12 protein-coding genes are annotated in these 16,637 nt (G+C 54.0%); 7 read left to right on the top strand and 5 right to left on the bottom strand.

Features of this window, described 5'->3' with window-relative positions; translation table 11 throughout:
* The first annotated feature begins 104 nt into the window (after positions 1-104).
* A complete protein-coding gene (locus tag TAM4_RS04205) occupies positions 105-2,330 on the top strand; it encodes a DHH family phosphoesterase (RefSeq protein ID WP_014122001.1) in 2,226 nt (741 codons plus the stop codon).
* Positions 2,331-2,372: 42 nt separating this feature from the next.
* Here TAM4_RS04205 and TAM4_RS04200 read toward each other — a convergent pair whose 3' ends face one another.
* Entirely contained in the window at positions 2,373-3,866 is a 1,494-nt protein-coding gene (locus TAM4_RS04200; RefSeq protein WP_014122000.1) for a hypothetical protein, read from the bottom strand.
* A 133-nt stretch (positions 3,867-3,999) separates the two neighbouring features.
* Between TAM4_RS04200 and TAM4_RS04195 the strand changes: the two genes are divergently transcribed.
* Together TAM4_RS04195 and TAM4_RS04190 are read left to right on the top strand one after the other, a co-directional pair.
* The gene (locus tag TAM4_RS04195; protein ID WP_014121999.1) at positions 4,000-4,254 is read left to right on the top strand and encodes a hypothetical protein; all 255 of its coding nucleotides are present in this window, start codon (positions 4,000-4,002) and stop codon (positions 4,252-4,254) included.
* Between the two features lie 46 nt (positions 4,255-4,300).
* Complete coding sequence (locus tag TAM4_RS04190) at positions 4,301-5,002, top strand: HAD family hydrolase (RefSeq protein WP_014121998.1); 702 nt, start codon at positions 4,301-4,303, stop codon at positions 5,000-5,002.
* Positions 5,003-5,011: 9 nt separating this feature from the next.
* Here TAM4_RS04190 and TAM4_RS11955 read toward each other — a convergent pair whose 3' ends face one another.
* The 3 genes from TAM4_RS11955 to TAM4_RS04175 are packed head-to-tail and all read right to left on the bottom strand — an operon-like array spanning position 5,012 to position 10,837.
* A complete protein-coding gene (locus TAM4_RS11955) occupies positions 5,012-10,111 on the bottom strand; it encodes a DNA polymerase domain-containing protein (protein ID WP_014121997.1) in 5,100 nt (1,699 codons plus the stop codon).
* On the bottom strand, positions 10,108-10,581 hold the full coding sequence (locus TAM4_RS04180) for a DUF3368 domain-containing protein (protein ID WP_048149952.1): 474 nt from the start codon (positions 10,579-10,581) through the stop codon (positions 10,108-10,110). Before TAM4_RS04180 ends, TAM4_RS11955 begins: the two co-directional genes overlap by 4 nt.
* A complete protein-coding gene (locus TAM4_RS04175) occupies positions 10,565-10,837 on the bottom strand; it encodes a hypothetical protein (RefSeq protein WP_014121995.1) in 273 nt (90 codons plus the stop codon). The genes TAM4_RS04180 and TAM4_RS04175 overlap by 17 nt, the downstream gene beginning before the upstream one ends.
* An 80-nt stretch (positions 10,838-10,917) precedes the next feature.
* Between TAM4_RS04175 and TAM4_RS04170 the strand changes: the two genes are divergently transcribed.
* From TAM4_RS04170 to TAM4_RS04160, 3 genes are all read left to right on the top strand, one after another.
* Positions 10,918-12,273, top strand: a complete 1,356-nt coding sequence (locus TAM4_RS04170; protein ID WP_014121994.1) for an RsmB/NOP family class I SAM-dependent RNA methyltransferase — start codon at positions 10,918-10,920, stop codon at positions 12,271-12,273.
* Positions 12,274-12,459: 186 nt separating this feature from the next.
* Positions 12,460-14,916 (top strand): hypothetical protein, encoded by a 2,457-nt coding sequence (locus TAM4_RS04165; RefSeq protein ID WP_014121993.1) that lies wholly within the window; start codon positions 12,460-12,462, stop codon positions 14,914-14,916.
* A gap of 3 nt (positions 14,917-14,919) precedes the next feature.
* Entirely contained in the window at positions 14,920-15,597 is a 678-nt protein-coding gene (locus TAM4_RS04160) for an ABC transporter ATP-binding protein (protein WP_048149949.1), read from the top strand.
* A 20-nt stretch (positions 15,598-15,617) separates the two neighbouring features.
* Here the strand turns inward: TAM4_RS04160 and TAM4_RS04155 are convergent, their stop codons facing one another.
* Complete coding sequence (locus tag TAM4_RS04155; protein ID WP_014121991.1) at positions 15,618-16,235, bottom strand: TIGR00296 family protein; 618 nt, start codon at positions 16,233-16,235, stop codon at positions 15,618-15,620.
* A gap of 98 nt (positions 16,236-16,333) precedes the next feature.
* Between TAM4_RS04155 and TAM4_RS04150 the strand changes: the two genes are divergently transcribed.
* On the top strand, positions 16,334-16,636 hold the full coding sequence (locus TAM4_RS04150; RefSeq protein ID WP_048150890.1) for an MTH1187 family thiamine-binding protein: 303 nt from the start codon (positions 16,334-16,336) through the stop codon (positions 16,634-16,636).
* Position 16,637: the final 1 nt, after the last annotated feature.

Raw genomic sequence — 16,637 nt, 5'->3', positions numbered from 1 at the left:
GCATTGGATTCACTCATCATCGCGATCTTCACTCTTCCCGACACTATAAAACCGTTTGGGAAAAGACTATAAGATCATGGCAGATTTTACCGGTGGTGGGAGCGATGGTAGTCAAGGAGTGTCCCGAATGCCACGGAACGGGAAAGGTGAAGGTAGGCGAGAAGGAGTGCCCCGTTTGCGAGGGCTGGGGCTACGTTCCGGCTGATTTTAAAATTGGAGACAAGCTAAAAGGTTACAGGAACCTTGATTACTTTGGCGTTGAGGACGAAGTCGACGAGATTCCGTGTCCCGAGTGCCACGGCAAGGGAACGGTTCCGGTTTACGACACCTGCCCAACCTGCGGCGGAACCGGCAAAGTGCTCGCCTGTGACATCTGCGGCAAGATAAAAGAACCGTGGGAGCCGGGAATGGAGACGACGTGGGTCTGCCCAGACTGCATGCGGAAGTACAAGGTCGTTTACATCCTTGACAAAACCTGCGACTACGAGGACGTTGAGATCGGAAACGTCTACAAGGGAACAATCGACCGCGTGGAGCGCTTTGGAGTCTTCGTCAGGCTCAACCCCCACGTGGTTGGCTTGATTAAGAGGAAGGACCTTCTCGGCGGAAGGGAGTACAAGCCGGGTGAGGAGATACTCGTCCAGGTTCTCGACGTCAGGCCCGACAAGAGGGAGATAGACCTCATCGAGTCGGCGCTCAAGAACTACAAGACGGTGACTGTAAGGAAGGAACTGCCCGTAACGCCGATAGCCGAGCTCAGCAAGGACATGGCCGGAAAGACCGTGAGGATACAGGGTAAGGTTACGCAGATACAGGTCACCGGCGGGCCGACGGTATTCACAATAACCGACGGAACGGGAATAACGTGGGCGGCCGCCTTCGAGGCGCCGGGAGTGAGAGCTTATCCCAACATTCAGGTAGGAGACATCGTGGAAATCATCGGAAAGATAGCCTTCCATTCTGGCGAGATTCAGATTGAAGTCAGCGACATGGCGAGGCTCTGGGGGCCAGACGCGGCGAGAGTGAAGCAGCAGATAGAGGCCGAGCTCGACAAGCGCGCCCAGCCCCAGGATGTCGGCTTTCTCGTCCAGAGCGAGGTTCTCGAAAAGCTCAAGCCGAAGATTATGAAGGCTGCCTTCATGATACGCAGGGCCATCTTCGAGGGCAGGCCGATTCTCCTGAGGCACCACTCCGATGCCGACGGTTACACTTCCGGTCTGGCCCTTGAATACGCGATAGTCCCGCTGATAGAGAGCATCTCGCCGGACCCGCAGGCGAGGTGGAAGCTCTTCAAGCGCAGACCGAGCAGGGCCCCCTTCTACGAGCTGGAAGATGTGCTCAAGGACATAATCTTCATGGTCGAGGACCACGAGAAGTTCGGCGACCCACTCCCGCTCGTCGTCATAGTGGACAACGGCGGAACGAGCGAGGACATCCCGGCCTACAAGAGGATAAAGGCCTACGGGGTTCCGATAGTGGTCATAGACCACCACGACCCGCGCGAGTGGGTGAGCGAGGACAAGGCGAAGGTTGACGAGTACGTCGATGTTCACGTCAATCCGCACCACGTCAAGCGCGGTTACTACGAACTAACTGCCGGAATGCTTGCCACCGAGGTGGCCCGCTTCGTCAACCCCGACGTTGAGGACAAGATAAAGCACCTGCCTGCCATAGCCGGAACCGGCGACAGGAGCAAGGCTCCGGAGTTCTACCAGTATCTTGAGATTGCCAAGAAGGCGAAGGGCCTCACCGAGGAGGACCTGAAGAAGATTGCAGAGGTCATAGACCACGAGGCCTTCTACTGGAAGTTCATGGACGGGCACGGGATAATAGACGAGATTCTCCTCCTGACCGGGAACCTGCAGAGGCACCGCGAGCTGATAAACGCGATTTACCCCGAAGTGAAAGAGAAGCAGGAGAAAGCGCTGAAGGCATCGCTACCGCACGTCAAGAGCGTCGTCCTGCCCAACGGCATAAGGTTCAACACCATCGATGTCGAACTCTTCGCGCCGAAGTTCAGCTATCCTTCACCGGGCAAGCTGAGCGGTTTAATCCACGACCACTTCAAGGAGAAGTACGGTGAAGACAGTCCAATCCTGACGCTGGCTTATGGACCTGACTTCGCCGTGGTTAGAGCGAGCGACGGAATGGCGGCTTACAGCTTCGACCTCAACGAGATAATTCCAAAGCTCCAGGAGAAGCTTCCCGCGGCTGGAATCGAGGGCGGCGGCCACAGCTACGCAGGGTCAATCAAATTCTTCGAGGGCATGCGCAAGGAAGTGCTTGAGGAGTTCGCGAAGCAGGTGGTCAAGCTGAAGAAAAAAGAATGAGCAAATGGACAACCATTCATCCATTTTCTTTTGTGGGACATACTAACTCTGAACCCGGCTTAAGGCATCCGGGCGCTCCTCCTTCTCCTCTGGGACATAGACGTCGAGGAACATCGTCGATATCCGGTAGTACTGTCCCTTATACCAGAAAACTGCGGGACTTTCGTAACGTGTAACCCTGTATTCAACGTCCTTGGAGGCTGGAGAGATTGCCACTGCCACAATTGAGAACTCCTGTTTGTTGGAGGTTATCCCCACTGTGGCCGACATCAGAGGCGGCTTTAACGATGGGGGCACGCTTTCACCCAGCAACGGGAGGAGAGGTATCCCAAGGCTGAAGAGGGGGCTCTCGCTTTCATAGCTGAGAGATCTTATGCTGTCGATCACCTTCGCCCCGCTCATCCAGCTCTCCTGGCCTCTGTAGTGCCTCTGGACGTAGTACATGGTCCTTGACAGCACTCCCTGGGTTTCAACTGGATCATTGGCCTCGGGAGTATTGTATTCCACCCGATACTCTCCGACCATTTCCCCGTTTTTTATTTCGGGGATGAACGCTATGAAGTACGCGGACTCGCTCGTATTCCAATCCCAGGGACAGCCCTTCCCGACGAACTTCCAGTACCTGGCGATGACGTATCTCCCCCTCACACCCATCCCGAGAAGAGTTGCCCCTCTTATTTCAGCGTTCCTCCAGAAGTCCTTCTGGTAATTGAGCCATATGCGGTTGCCCCTAAGCTCGAGCACCGTGTCTACAAGCTGCGAGTGAATATCCAGGCTCTTTGTCTGGTACGCCAGGACTCCCGAGAACTTTATCCCAACGTCTTCGGTGCTCTGGAACTTCTCCTTGAGTACAATGTTGTTGATCTTTGAAGTGTCGCCGTGGAGGTAGACGTTCCCGAGCGGCACGAATGAGCTTCCGCTGTCCAGGACTTCCCCGAGCTTCCAGTACTCCCTCAAGAAGGGGTCCTGCTCGGTGGCGGTGCAGCCGTAAGGATTTGAAATTTCATACGTGGAATCTTTAGATACCTGTGGAGGTTTCCCCATCGGAACTAACTCTCCGCGAAGGGCTACCTTTACGGTGTAACCCCCGAGAACCTTCCCTGGATCGAGCACGACAGAGGAAGCGATCGAATAGCTTTGATTGCCTTCCACCACCGTCCCCAGCAGTATCAGACCGGGAACAACTTCTCCATGCTTTAGACTGTTCCTCTTCCCGTACTCGGCCCATTTCCTGAAGTACCACAGCAGTTTCTTTCGGGGGATTCTGAGGGTACCTTTTCCGAAGTACAGGCCGAGATCAACAAAAGAGCCGTTCGGGAGGATTCCCCCGATGCTGAGGCTCATCGGCCCCTTTCCCGGCAGTTCGAACTCTAAGGTTGGCTTCATCAGGGGAAAAGTCCGGTAGTACTCAATTTTGGTGTTAGTCTGAACGTCAACGTCCGCTGGAGAGAGGTACCCCCTGACTAAAGCGGTTGAACATACCAACACTATCAGAATCAAAGTTATTACAGCAACGTACACTCTCCTTTTGGCCATTTTTGTCACCTTTATGTTCTTGCATTGTAATCTCGACATAATGAGTTTTAATAAATTTTCGGTGGGGAAAAACCAGCCACACCTTTTTAAGCTCTCCTGCTGAGGTATCCATACAGACAACGGGGGAACAAGGATGAAGATAGTTCTTGAGGTAACCTTCAGGATGGGCGGAGTGAACTTCCGCGGTACGAGATGGGAGGACGGAAACCTCGTTTTTGAGTTCGAGAGGCTCGGCGATGCGTTTATTCAGGTTCTCAGCCATCAGCGGGTTGAAACCGAGGTTGAAAAGGTTCCGAAGAAGGTTCTCGTCGAGCTGAAGACGAAAGAAGGGGGAAAGGTCTTCGAGGCCTTCGAGCGAAACGGCCAGTACTTAGCGGTCGAACCGTAACCGCTTATCTTTTAAAGCGGAGTTTCGTTCTTCCCTCGGTGAGAACATGAAGCTCGTCTCATTCGACGTCTGGAACACCCTCCTCGACATAGAGATTATGCTCGATGCCCTCACGGTGGAACTCACGAAGCTCATGGGAGCATGCATACTCGACGTGGCCGAGGGAATAATGCTGACGCGCGAGAGGATAAAGGCCATGCGCGCCAAGGGCGAAGGCGACCCGAGGCGGGCTTTAGAGGAGAGCCAGGAGATGCTGGCTGAGCTCCTTGGAATAGACGTCGAGCTGGTAAAGCGGGCCGCGGCGAGGGCGGTCCTCAGGGTCGATGAGGAGATAGTGCTCCCCGGAGCCAAAAAGGCTCTTGAGGGCGTCAAGCGGAAGGGCCTGAAGGTTACCGTCACGGGCAACGTGATGTTCTGGCCCGGCTCGTACACGAGACTTCTCCTTGAGCGCTTCGGGCTCATGAACTACATCGACAGAACCTTCTTCGCCGACGAGGTTCTCGCTTACAAGCCGATGCCTGAGATGTTCAAAAAGCCGCTGGAGACCTTCAACGTGGAGCCTGAGGAGGCCGTACACATAGGCGACACGAAGGCGGAGGACTTTGAAGGTGCATTAGGGGCCGGCCTCTGGGCGGTCTGGATTAATCCAGAGGCCGAAGGTGTGAGGAGAATCCACGAGAGGGGCTTCGAGGTGCCCAGTGTAGAGGGGATTCTGGAGGTTTTGGAGAGAATAGAAAACGGGGAATAACCCGCCTACTCACTTCTTCACCTTCAGCCACGCGCCCAAGCCGACCTGCTTCGTCTTCTGGTAGCGCAAATCCTCCTTCCGGTAGCCGAAGGCCTTTAGAATCCTCTCCACCGCCGGGAGAACCTGGTTCTCGATGTAGTATTCCGCATCGTAGCGGTGCTTCGTCGGGTCGAACTCGTCGAAGGGAATCGCCCTGTCGCCTATCCTTCCAGAGCCCTTTAGGACGATGTAGCTTATCACCGTGCCGGGCCGGATTTTCACTCCCCTCGCCGCGAGCCTCTTCGCAACGGCAACGTGCGGACCGGTGGCTTTGTAATCCCTCAAATCGCGCGTTATCTGCTCGTGGATTACCAGCTTCTCGGGCGGAACCTCGTACTTGCTCAGCTTTTCCGTCACTTCCTTCACTATCCTGACGGCCTCCTCGACGTCACCGTGCTTGAGTATCGCCTCGAGAACCCTGGCCTGCGTCTCCTTCGCTATCTCGCTCCAGTCGCGCCTCACAATCTCGAGACCCCTCGTGGTTATCTTGCCCTCCTCATCTATTACCGCGTACTTCTTCTTCGTCACGAAGAACCCCCTGACGTAGAAGCCCTCGTACTCGAGTTCGAGCAGGCCGGGCAGTTTTGCATTAATGTACTTGAGGAACTCCTTGGCCTTCTTCTTCACGGTCTCGGCGTCGGCTCCGGGGATTGTCGCAAAGAAACCGTCCGTATTGTGGACCAAGATTCCGTTTGCGAAGAACCGGTGCGTCCCATCAACCTCGATGTCGTAGACGTAGCCATCGTAGGGAATTTCTTCTATCCTCCGCGGATACACCAAGTCAAACCCGTACTGATAGGCACCCTTCTTAGTTGTATAGCCACCTAAGTTCTCGGAGAGCTTTGATGTTTTTCTGTCCAAAACAAATCCTATCCTCTCAGCGAAGCGGTGTTTGTTCTTTATCCTGACATGAATTGAGTGAGTTCCGCTTTCTTTTCCAAGGTAGCGGTTTGGCTTGGTCTCAGTGAACATCGAGTTTGAAACGCCAACGAGCCACAGCAACTTTCTTACAGACTCGCTGAGTTCTGGATTAACACTCGTCAGTCTTACCTCTGGGATTTCCCTGCGGAGGCTTACCGTTCCATCCGCTGAAAACAGTCCCCGCAGAAACGCCTCTATGTACTCTCTGGGAAGGCTGAACATGAAGTTGGGGATTCTCTTGTTTCCGTTCTCATCTTTGAAGTACCTGACCATAAAGCCTGCCAGCCACTTTGAGAGTATTGAAACATCACCCTTCTTGCTTTTATCGTAGTAGTTGGAAATTATGCCAGCTTCTTTAAGAGGCTTCAGAATTTTCTCTTCTATTTCTTCCTTGTCTATCCCCAGGGAAAGGCCAACGTAATATTTAGCCCAGTTTGAATGCCCTCCCCAGTTGCCATCGCCAACCAACAGCCCTATAAGCTCCCACAGCCTAACGGCGGTTTGAGTCGGCTTAATGCTCCTGGCAATCGGCTGGTTTGGTGTGATGAGTGATTTAACTTCTTTGCCGATTTCCTCGGGCTTTACCTCGACGAGGCGCTCTCTCAGCGGCTTTCCGGGCTTCACCCTGCTGGTGTTCAGGTAGCCTATTAACGAGTGGTCCTCTGTAACGTCGAGATACCACGAGTTCGTGAACCAGACGCGGTAGATTCTCTTGTTTGTCCTGTGTCTCATTACATAGGGAACTTTTCTCCAAACGAGCTGGCCTCTGTTATCCAGTGTCAGAGCCTCAACGCCTTCAAGAACGCAGTATTCTTTCTCTCCAATCCGATAATCAACGCGCTGGAAGAGTTCTTCAATCGGCACGAATTCAACCTTTCCATTCCTCCTGATTATGATTTCGGTTTCGCCAGTAACGCTGTCCGCGTAGAGCACTTTAAAGCCGAACTTTTCCTCTATTTCGCGAATGGTGGTTTCTATGTACTCCCTTCCCCATGCCGTAACGCTCTCGGCGCACTCCCTGCAGTACCACCGGGCCTTGGCATAGCCGTAGTAGCCGTAGTAACTGTTGTGCGCGTAGAGGAGTCCAAAGCCAGCTAAAAAGTTCTCGTCCTCCTCGACGCTCAGGTCGTAGACGTGGCCTTCATAGTGTCTCTTCTTGACTTCCACGACCCTGTCGAGGACGATGTCCCCACTGATTAGCCATTTTATTCTCTTGGCCTTCTCCCCGTCGAGTCTTCCGTTATCAACGAGCTCCCGGAACTTTTCGTAGCTCATGTTCTTCTGGAAGACCTTACCGAACGTTTCCTCAAGCACTTCCTTCGGAATAACGTGGGAATAATAGGCGTTCTTTTTCTTTTTGTAGTCCGTGAACGGAAGCTCCTCGTTAACGTAGACCCTGTAAACTCCGCTGTCGTATCTAAGCCTGATGGCAGAGACGCCGAGGGAGTTGAGGAGAAGGACCAGGCCGTTCACCAAAATCTCGCTCTTTGTCGAAAGGCGAACCCTCTTGTTCGGGTGAACGTCGCCATCGCCGATGAAGTATCCCTCAAGGAATGCCCAGCGCACGCTCTCAGGAGATGTGAAGATTACCTCTGGAACCCGCTTGTTCTCCGCTAAAGTCCCGCAGAGAGCCTCAAAGATAATGCACGCCATTTTCTTTGGAATCTCGACGTAGTTCTTCCCACGCCTCACCTTTCCAAAGAACCTTTCTGAGAGACGCTCCATGTCGTCGAGAACGCTCTCATCGTTGTTGTAAAGCTTAACGGAACAACTCCGGCCGTTCTTTGGGTTCCTCTGCTTGCCCGCGTAGCCCTCGCTCACGTAGTAGCCAAGGAGCTTTGCGAAGTTCTCATCGACCTCTATAAACGGGCTCATTTTAAAGCCGTTTCTGGTTCCAATTTTCCACTCCTTCAGCTCCTCCTCAGGCATGAGCGCTATAACGTCTCTAACGGCGTTGAATTCGATGAGATACTCCTTTCTATTGCGGTTGTATCTGACGGCTTCCACCAAGCCCTCGTAGAGGGTCCTGTACTTTTTGAGCCCTTCCCCGTCGATGATTTCGTAGCCGATTTTCCTGAGTTTTACGTATCCGAGCTCCTCCAGGTGCTTCAAGTAGCGCCTCGCAGTTCTCGGCCTCTTTTCCTCACCGAAAATCCACCGGAGGGTTCTGAGCATTCCCTTGAAGAAGTTCTTTCTGCCTCTCGTCGGAATCGTCAGTACTATGTCCTCCGTTTCTTCCTCCGGCAGTTCGAGAAGTAGTTGGACAATGTTCAACGTTTCCTTTCTTTCGGGCAGGCGCACGCGCTTTGGAACCGCGAGGAGGTCTCCGGCTCTGATTTCCCCTCCAGTTACCTCCGCGAGCTCCTCATTCCTGTAAGCGAAAAGGCTGTGGCCCTCTGTTACGGTTATTCTCCTGCCTGAGCTCAGGGTTATCTCGTAGACGTTTCCAGAATAGCGATGCCTTATCAGGGCTTTCACTGGCATTAGGCGGGCTTTCTTCGTCTTCCTATCAAAGGAAACCGCACGAATTCCTGTAACTTCAAGAACCTCAGTGTTTCCGTCCCTTTTGACTCGCTCCTTTTCGTCCTTCATGAGTCCATCAACGAACTCGCCAATCCTGACGAGCTTGATGTCTCCGTTCTTAACTACCGGAATCCATTCCTCTGGCAGGAGACTGTTGGCTAAGATTTTGATAGCCCTCTGCCTGTAATCGAGGAGCTTCTTCTCCAGCGGGTCAACCGTTGCCTTCATCTTCCGCTTTATCTTCTGCCTCTCCTCGAGCAAGTCTCCCAGGAGGCTCGGTATGAAGCCGGGGAAGTCCTTGCAGAACTTGTGTCCAACCTCCGGGGCGACGTCGTACTCTTTACAGCCCTCGCGGTTGAGCGTGTCCGGCGAGACGTTGTGGGTTATGATGATTGAGGGGTACAGCGAGCGGAAGTCTAAATACACAATATTGTCCCATAATCCCCGCTCTGGTTCCTTAACGTATCCACCTGCGTAGCCCCCGCGCCGTCTCGCAAGTTCTTTCTCGTCGGGCTTGTTTGGGGCGAGCTCGTTCCTCTCGTAGGCCTTCCGCAGGAGAAACCACTCAACTAAATTTCCGGTGCTCGAGCGCGAGACGTCCCAGAGGCTCTGGCCGATTAGCCTGGAAAGCTGGGCCTCCATGGGGAAGAACTCCCTCCCCAGCTCGTAGGTCACCTTCGCGTCCTCCATCGAGTAACGGGCAACCCTTTCAAGGCCCTCCCCGCTCTCCCAGGCCTGCGCTATCTCCTCGGCGTAAACCTTCTCCTTGGGCTTTCCAAAGACCGCCTCGTAAACGGCCTCAAGGGTATAGGTTGGGAGGTTTATCGTGCGTCTTATGACGGGATAGAGGTCGAAGTGAATCCTGCCCTTCACCTCGACCGCAAACCTGTCCCCCATGCGCTGGATTTTCGGCTCGCTTCCGTCCCTGCCGAGCGTGAACTTTATCCCGAGCTTCTCACAGCGCTTCTTCAGGTAGGCGAAGTCGAAGTTGTCGCCGTTGTAGGTGATGAGCACGTCAGGGTCCTTCTCCTTAACAATCCTGAGGAAGCGCTTAATCATCTCCTTCTCGGTCGAGACGACATCAACGTACGGAAGGTCAATCTTCTTCCAGGTTATGACCCTCGCCTCGCTCCCGTCGGCGTAGCTTATCATGAGAATCGGCCCGGTTCCAAACTCCTCACCTTCATGGTAGAGGGTCTCGATGTCGAAGGCGAGCATCGTAAGCTCCTCGTCGCCCTCCATCGGAATCAGGCCCTTGTCGATGAGGTAGCGCTTGGCGAAGGGTATGTCGTACTCATAGATGTCGATAACCGCGGGGTGGGCGCGTATTTTGTCTCGAATCGCCGGGACGTCCTGGGGGTGGGTGAAGTAGAGCTTCCAGACCTCTATCGGCCTGCCGAGGAACTTCCTCTGCACCTTCTCGGCGCGCTTCACCCTGACGACCGTTCCGTGCCTCTTTGCGGTTACCTTCTTGACGTCCTCTATCGCCGAATCGTCCTTCAGGAGGGCGTAGAAGTAAGGCTCGAAGGTTCTGTCGTACTCGATTTTAAACTCGCCGTTCTCCTTCTTGAAGACCCTTATCACGGGCTTCCCGTTCTCGGTGATGTAGTCGGTATCGAGAATCATGACAACTCACCACCCATAACCTCATAAAACAACTCTGGACGAATCCTAAAACCGATACGGTTCAGCTTACTCAGGAGCTCATCGGGTTTCTCTTCAATAAGCCCACCGTCAAGTAAAATTTTCAATATGCCCAGCGTTCCAATAACACGTATTCCTTCAAGCCTTGCGGCTTTTCTGGCCTTTAAATCATCAAGAACGACGATTGAGTCAGTTTCCTTTGCGAGCGCTATTGCCTCGAGCTCTCCCCTGTGTAGGCCGGGATACACCGGAGTTGAACTGACCTCGTGGAGTTCTATGCGTTTTTCTTCAATGAGTCTAAGTACTGACGAACTGACATCATCTTCTTTCGCAGTAATCTCCTCCAAAACCCCTCTGGGAATTATTGCCTCGTCAAAAAGACTAACCGCAACGTCTATGTATCCTAACTTGGCGAGGGTTATTAGAGGAGATGAATTAAAAACGGCCCTCACGTTTCAGCTCCTCCAAGATTCTTTTTGCTTCTTCTTTTTCTAACCTCGCCTCCTCCTCATCGAGAAGGGAGTACTCAACGCCTAACTTGTCGAGGAGAAACGCAAGTTCATCTAACCTCATGTCGAGCAACTCTGCGGCTTTCTCGAACGTTATCTGGTGGCTTACGAGCAGTCCAATCACCTTTAGGAAGCGCTCTTTCTCACGGTAATCTTTGAACAGGGGAAAGTTGAAGACGAGCCTGTCAACCTCTTCCATGCTCTCACCATTATGAAATTGCAGTCGGGACTAATAAACCTCACCGCCAGGTTTTTAAGGTATCCCTCGGAGGGCCGAGCATGGAGCTGTTTTACAGGGTGAGCTTTCAGGAGGTCGTTGCGGACGCTTTGAGCTTAGTTGAGGAGCGCGAGCTCTCCTCCAAGCACGCCCTTGAGCGGGTCTTCCGGAAGGTTGCCGGAAAGGACAGGGAGAAGGCTCGCGGACTGGCGCACGCCTACGTCTTCGAGATTGAGAAGTGGAGGGGAAAGATAGACTTCATCATCAACTCCGTGCTGAGGGGTTCGAAGGTTGAAGACCTCGACCCCTATCTCGCCAATCTCCTCCGAATCGGGACGTTTGAAATCCACTTCCGGAAGGTTCCTCCCGCCATAGCTACCGACTCCGTCGTGAGGGTCGTTAAGGAGCGCTTTGACTTCAGCCGGGCGAAGTTCGTCAACGCGCTGATGCACTCGATAGAGAAGTTCGACGTGGAGAGGGCCTTGAAACGGCTCAAGGAGAGGGATAGAATTGAGTGGCTTTCTGTTCGCTTCTCCCACCCGCGCTGGTACGTCGAGTACGTAATAGAGCTTCTGGGCTACGACGAAGCTGTAAGGCTTCTCCTCAGCAACAACCGGCCGCAGAGATACTACGTTCGCGCGAACACTCTAAAGACCGATGTGGACTCGCTGAGAGATTACCTTGAGGAGAACGGCGTAAGGACAGCTCTAACACCAGTTCCGGACGTTCTGAAGGTTCTTGACTACAGGACGCCGGTGACGAGGCTCGACTGGTATAAAGAGGGGAAGTTCGTCATTCAGGATTTAGCGAGTGCTTACGTCGCCCACGTTTTGGCTCCGGAGCCTGGCGAGAGGGTTCTTGATTTGGCCGCTGCCCCCGGTTCAAAAACCTTCCACGCCGCCGCGTTAATGGAGAACAGGGGCGAGATAGTCGCGGTGGACTACTCCTACGACAGGCTGATGCGCATGAAGGAGAAGATGAAGCTCCTCGGGATTAAGAACGTCAAGCTGGTTCACGCGGACGGGCAGAGCTTTAGGGATAAGGCCAAGTTCGATAGGATAATCCTCGACGCGCCGTGCTCAAGCTCCGGAACCTACAGGCAGTTCCCCGAAGTTAAGTGGCGCTTCGACGAGAACAAGATTAAGCGCATAATAAGCGTTCAGAGGAACATGCTCCGCAACGCCTACGAGAACCTCCGCGAAGGCGGGGAAATGACCTACTCGACGTGCTCAATCAGGGTTGATGAAGACGAGGAGAACGTCCTCTTCGCCGTCGAGAGGGTTGGACTGGAGGTAATCCCCTACGATTTCAGCTGGGGCGATAGGGGCTTCCTCGAAATCGGCGATAAGGTCTTCCGCGCGTGGACGCACAGGCACGACTGCAACAGCTTCTTCATAGCGAAGATGGGTAGACTGTGAGTCCACATGATGTACTACTTTTTCTCGTTTGTGCTTATTGTCTCCTGTGCTATGTATTAAGCATCGCACAATTTAGAGTAAATCTTTTAAAGAACGAGCTCTACGACCCTCCAGAAACCCGACGATCATTTGGAATAAACGGTAACTGGGGTTAAAGTGGATCAGTGTCCGCATGGAGGTGTTGGAATGAAGATAAGACCGATGATAAAGCACTACTCAAAGGTTTTTCTCTCCTTCCTTCTCCTTGTTTTCCTCGTTGCAGTACTGCCTGCAACGGCGAGCGCCCTGGTAAACCAGGCCACCGAAATGAGGCTCGGGGAGTTTTCGGGTAACTACTTTTCGCTCCGGTTTCTTCCAAAAGATTACAATGAAGGGGGCATCATCTATCTGAAAAGCGAAAAAGAAGCCCCCACTGGCGCTGAATCCCCTCGTTCCGTGAAGGTTTATGGCGGTCTCTCGGTAAACGACGTCCGGAAAATCCTTGCCAGCGCTGGAATAAGGGCCACGAAAGTTTACCTTCCGCTGTACGTTTCGGACCATAAGTCTAATTTAGATTGGATAATTTTTGTGCCCCTCATAGGGGGATATGAAGGCGCTGACTGCTACGTTTCGGGCGAAATGGCCGCCGAGAAAATTGAAGGAGTTAAAATAAAGTATTATTACTATGACAGCTCCCTAGGTTATGACAGAATCGCCACCATCAGGATCGGTACAGTCAAGGTTCTCCCGAGAAACGACGAGAAGAGCAGGGTCCTCAGGGCGGTTCTAAAGAGCTGGGAGAAGTACGATGATAGGGCCTGTATAGCCTCTCCGGATTTCGCGAGAAAACTTCTCAAGCCCTACGGCGTTGGAGACGATCTGGGAGAGCTCTCCGTGGGGGATCAGGGGATAATAGCTATAACCGATGGAAGCCAGGGCGTAGATGATATCTACCGGGCTATCTCCAGGGAGGCTGCTAAACACAACCTCTCCGTCGTCATGAAGGTTGTAACGCCCCGCTGGGTTTTTGCGGTGGAATCCTCCACCGGGAGGAGCCTCTGGGACTATCTGTGGGGTTACATAGCTCTATTTCTCCCGGCCCTACCCGCGTTGCTCGTCATAATGGGCCGGGAAAGGAAAGACGAGGAGAGGATGAGGTACCTGATCTCGACCAGCGGGGGAAGGAAAATCGTTCTTGATCTAATAACCGCGGGAGCCGTTCTTCTTGCCCTTGCACTGGTGGCTCTCTTCCTCGAAAGAAGGGCCGCCCTCCTATCGGCTGTGATGCTCCTGCTCGTTTACGTCCTGAGGAACTTTTTGGCGGGCCGGGAGCTCGGAAAAAGGTACACCCTTGTGGCTTTTCCACTGGTGCTTCTGGGCATCCTCGGAGTTCTCCTCCATTACAACCTCCAGCTGAGACTTTACGCGTCGGGTATCTTGGGTTACCTCCTGTCCCTCGGCAGCTCTGACGCTTCATTGCTGCTCACGCTGGTGGCGTTCAAGTATCTACCCGGAATTCTGATTTCAATCGGGGCCCTCTCGCTAGTTTTCCTCGCGGCGAGGGTTGGAAAGCCCGGGCACAAGGCAGTTGCAAGGCTTCTCTTCCCCGGGATCGTGTCCATAGGGGTGCTGTTCCTCTACACGGGGTTGCTGTTCTCGACGCCTTTGGTTTCGCTGGCCTCAGTGGTCGACACCTACAGCGGCGGCGCCACGGGGGCGATTAACTTTGCGGACTCAAAAGAGCTGCCAAAAGTCTACAACATGACCCTTGAGGCAGTCTTGGGAAAGGGCGTGGTCTACTCCACCCTCTGGAAGGCCGGTACCGTTGTCCAAGGTAGCGGGATGACGTATTCAACCCATGGCAGGCTCCTATGCTACGACAGGGACTTCCTGGAGTTCCTGAAGAAGGCAGGTGGGATTAGCACGACCGCCCAATTGCTTTACCACAAGCTGTCCTCTAACCCCGGGGCGATCGTGGTTCCAGAGTACTACCTCGACGAACTCAAAAGGGCCGGGGCCGTGCGGATTTCGGGAAAATCTCTCACCTTCACAGTAGTTGACGATGAGTGGAGCCCCCATGAGATCTCCGGCCCATATGAGACCGTTGACCTGCTTCCCGGAAACATCGACGGCCTTCTCGTCTCGTGTGAAGTCGCGAGGAAAAACGGCCTTAACCCAAAACCCGCGTTCCTCCTGCTCAACGGGGACTCCAAAACGACTGGGGAAGCGATGGAAGAAGTGAACAGAACGGCCGCCTCGTATCCGGAAGCGTTTGACAAGCTGTGGTCTCTAAAGGGCATCTCCACCCACGTTGAGTCCCAGTTTGGAGACCCGAGGAGTTTCATACCCTCCCTGCTCTCCGGCGTTCTGATGATCGCCACCGGATTGGTGGTGGGCCTCAGGGACGGGGAGAGGCTCTCAAAGCTGGCGGAGCTCATGAAGGTCAACGGGGAGGAGCCGTTAGCTCTCCCGGCTGTCGTGGCTCCAATCCTCTTCGTGCTGGCCTTTGTTCCCGCCTCGATGATCAGGGACGGCTACTACCTGGCCTCAACAGGTTTCGTAAGCGGAAAGCTGATGTTGCTCGGCCTCGTGCCCCTGCTTGGCCTCTTCGCGGGGCTCCTCCTCTACTTCGCTTCAATACTGAGAAAGGTTAAGGGGGTGTGATCCTTGTCGAATGGTTGGAAGATAACCTGCGAAGGCCTAACCGTCAGGTATAAAACGGGAGAAAGCCAGACCGTTGCACTTAAGGGCTTTAACGGCTCATTTGTCCCCGGAAGGATAACGGTCGTGTTCGGCCCGAGCGGTTCGGGAAAAACGACCCTGCTGAAGGCCGTTGGGACGCTTCTCAAACCGACTGAGGGAAGGGTGGATTACGACGGGAGAAACCCCTACGAGCTCCCCAAGAAGGAACTGCTCGCCCTCAGGCGGGAAATTGGAATTTCCTTTCAACAGCCGGTCTTCGTTTCCCAGCTCACGCTATGGGAGAACGTAGAGCTCGTACTCAACTCCTCGGGCAGACTGGACGGTAAGCACAGGGATCTGGCGGTTGATCTGGCGGAGCGTCTCGGCATTGAGAAACTGCTGTCGAAGAAGCCCACCGAGGTCAGCGGCGGTGAGCTCAGGAGGGCCTCTATAGTCATGGCCCTCGCGAAGGATCCGTCAGTGGTCATACTGGACGAGCCAACGGCCTATCTGGACGAGGAGTCTTCAAAGCGAGTCGTTGAGATACTCCGGGAGCTGAGGGAAAGGGGAAAGACAATCATCGTATCGACCCATGATCCAGAGCTCATCGGCATCGCGGACGCCACTTACAGGCTCAGATACGGTAGGGTCGTTGGTTCCTAATGGCTTTCTAAATCCTCTTTTTAAACCAGCGGCTTCCTTCTAACGGGTCCCCTCGGGTACTCCTCCTCGAAAATCTCCGCGGTGAAGCGGTAGACCTTCGCGTCTGGGTCGAGCCAGCAGTCCGGTGGTAGACCGGCCTTCCAGCAGGTCTGGGCCAGGAATTCTTCCTCGTCCCAGCCCCACTCTATCGGCACCTGTGGGAGCAGCAAGCCTGAGTAGATGCCCTTTTCGATTATCAGGCCGTCCCTGCCGACCTTTATCTTCCTCGGCCTCTCCTCGGGTGGGCCTTCCACCGGTTCTGGCGGGGTCAGAACGCTGACCTCCACCGTTAGCTCGTCGAGCTCCTCCGGCCTAACGGGCGGGAAGCGCGGGTCCTCAACGGCCGCGTGAATAGCTGCTTTAATCGTCGCCTCGACCAGCGGGTAAATCGGCAGGGGGAATCCTATGCACCCGCGGAGCGCGGTCTGCGGTGGAACGTTGTAGCGGTTGAGCGTTACGAAGACGCCCATCTTCTCCCAGAGCTCCGGCGGTGTGTCGTCTGGGGGCTCTATGATTCTTCCGTTCCTCACGTACTCCTCGATGGCTTTCCTCGCGAGCTTAACCAAGAACTCGCCCCACTCGTCCTTTATCCGGTACATGTCCCTCACCCCCGATTAAATTACCCTTAGGTTATTTATTAACTTAACCTGCCGCAATGTTTAAAATGTGCCGAAGGAAGTTAAGTCAGGTGCCGAAAGTGGTTATCGTGGAGTTTGTAATCGTTCCCCTCGGAGAGACGAGTTTGAGCAGATACGTGGCGGAGGTAGTAAAGCTTTTAGAGGAGAGGGGAATTAAGTATCAATTGACTCCGATGTCAACGATAATAGAGGTTGAAACGGTTAGGGATGCCTTCGATGTGATCGAAGAGGCCCACGAGCTGATGTTCCGGCTCGGTGCAAGGAGGGTCTCGACGACCGTTAGGATCGATGACCGACGCGATAAGACGGTCCATATGGAGGACAAGGTTCAATCCGTCCTTGAGAAGGCCCGTGGGGGGTAGT

The sequence above is a fragment of the Thermococcus sp. AM4 genome (genome assembly GCF_000151205.2).
Lineage (GTDB): Archaea > Methanobacteriota_B > Thermococci > Thermococcales > Thermococcaceae > Thermococcus.
Note: the sequence above shows the minus strand (reverse complement) of the source record. Positions and strands in the feature narration are given on the sequence as shown.

What these genes read in the sequence shown, in the direction of transcription:
- TAM4_RS04205 (WP_014122001.1), top strand. Translation starts at nt 105, where the DNA reads ATGGTAGTCAAGGAGTGTCCCGAATGCCACGGAACGGGAAAGGTGAAG.
- TAM4_RS04200 (WP_014122000.1), bottom strand. Translation starts at nt 3,866, where the DNA reads ATGGCCAAAAGGAGAGTGTACGTTGCTGTAATAACTTTGATTCTGATA.
- TAM4_RS04195 (WP_014121999.1), top strand. Translation starts at nt 4,000, where the DNA reads ATGAAGATAGTTCTTGAGGTAACCTTCAGGATGGGCGGAGTGAACTTC.
- TAM4_RS04190 (WP_014121998.1), top strand. Translation starts at nt 4,301, where the DNA reads ATGAAGCTCGTCTCATTCGACGTCTGGAACACCCTCCTCGACATAGAG.
- TAM4_RS11955 (WP_014121997.1), bottom strand. Translation starts at nt 10,111, where the DNA reads ATGATTCTCGATACCGACTACATCACCGAGAACGGGAAGCCCGTGATA.
- TAM4_RS04175 (WP_014121995.1), bottom strand. Translation starts at nt 10,837, where the DNA reads ATGGAAGAGGTTGACAGGCTCGTCTTCAACTTTCCCCTGTTCAAAGAT.
- TAM4_RS04170 (WP_014121994.1), top strand. Translation starts at nt 10,918, where the DNA reads ATGGAGCTGTTTTACAGGGTGAGCTTTCAGGAGGTCGTTGCGGACGCT.
- TAM4_RS04165 (WP_014121993.1), top strand. Translation starts at nt 12,460, where the DNA reads ATGAAGATAAGACCGATGATAAAGCACTACTCAAAGGTTTTTCTCTCC.
- TAM4_RS04155 (WP_014121991.1), bottom strand. Translation starts at nt 16,235, where the DNA reads ATGTACCGGATAAAGGACGAGTGGGGCGAGTTCTTGGTTAAGCTCGCG.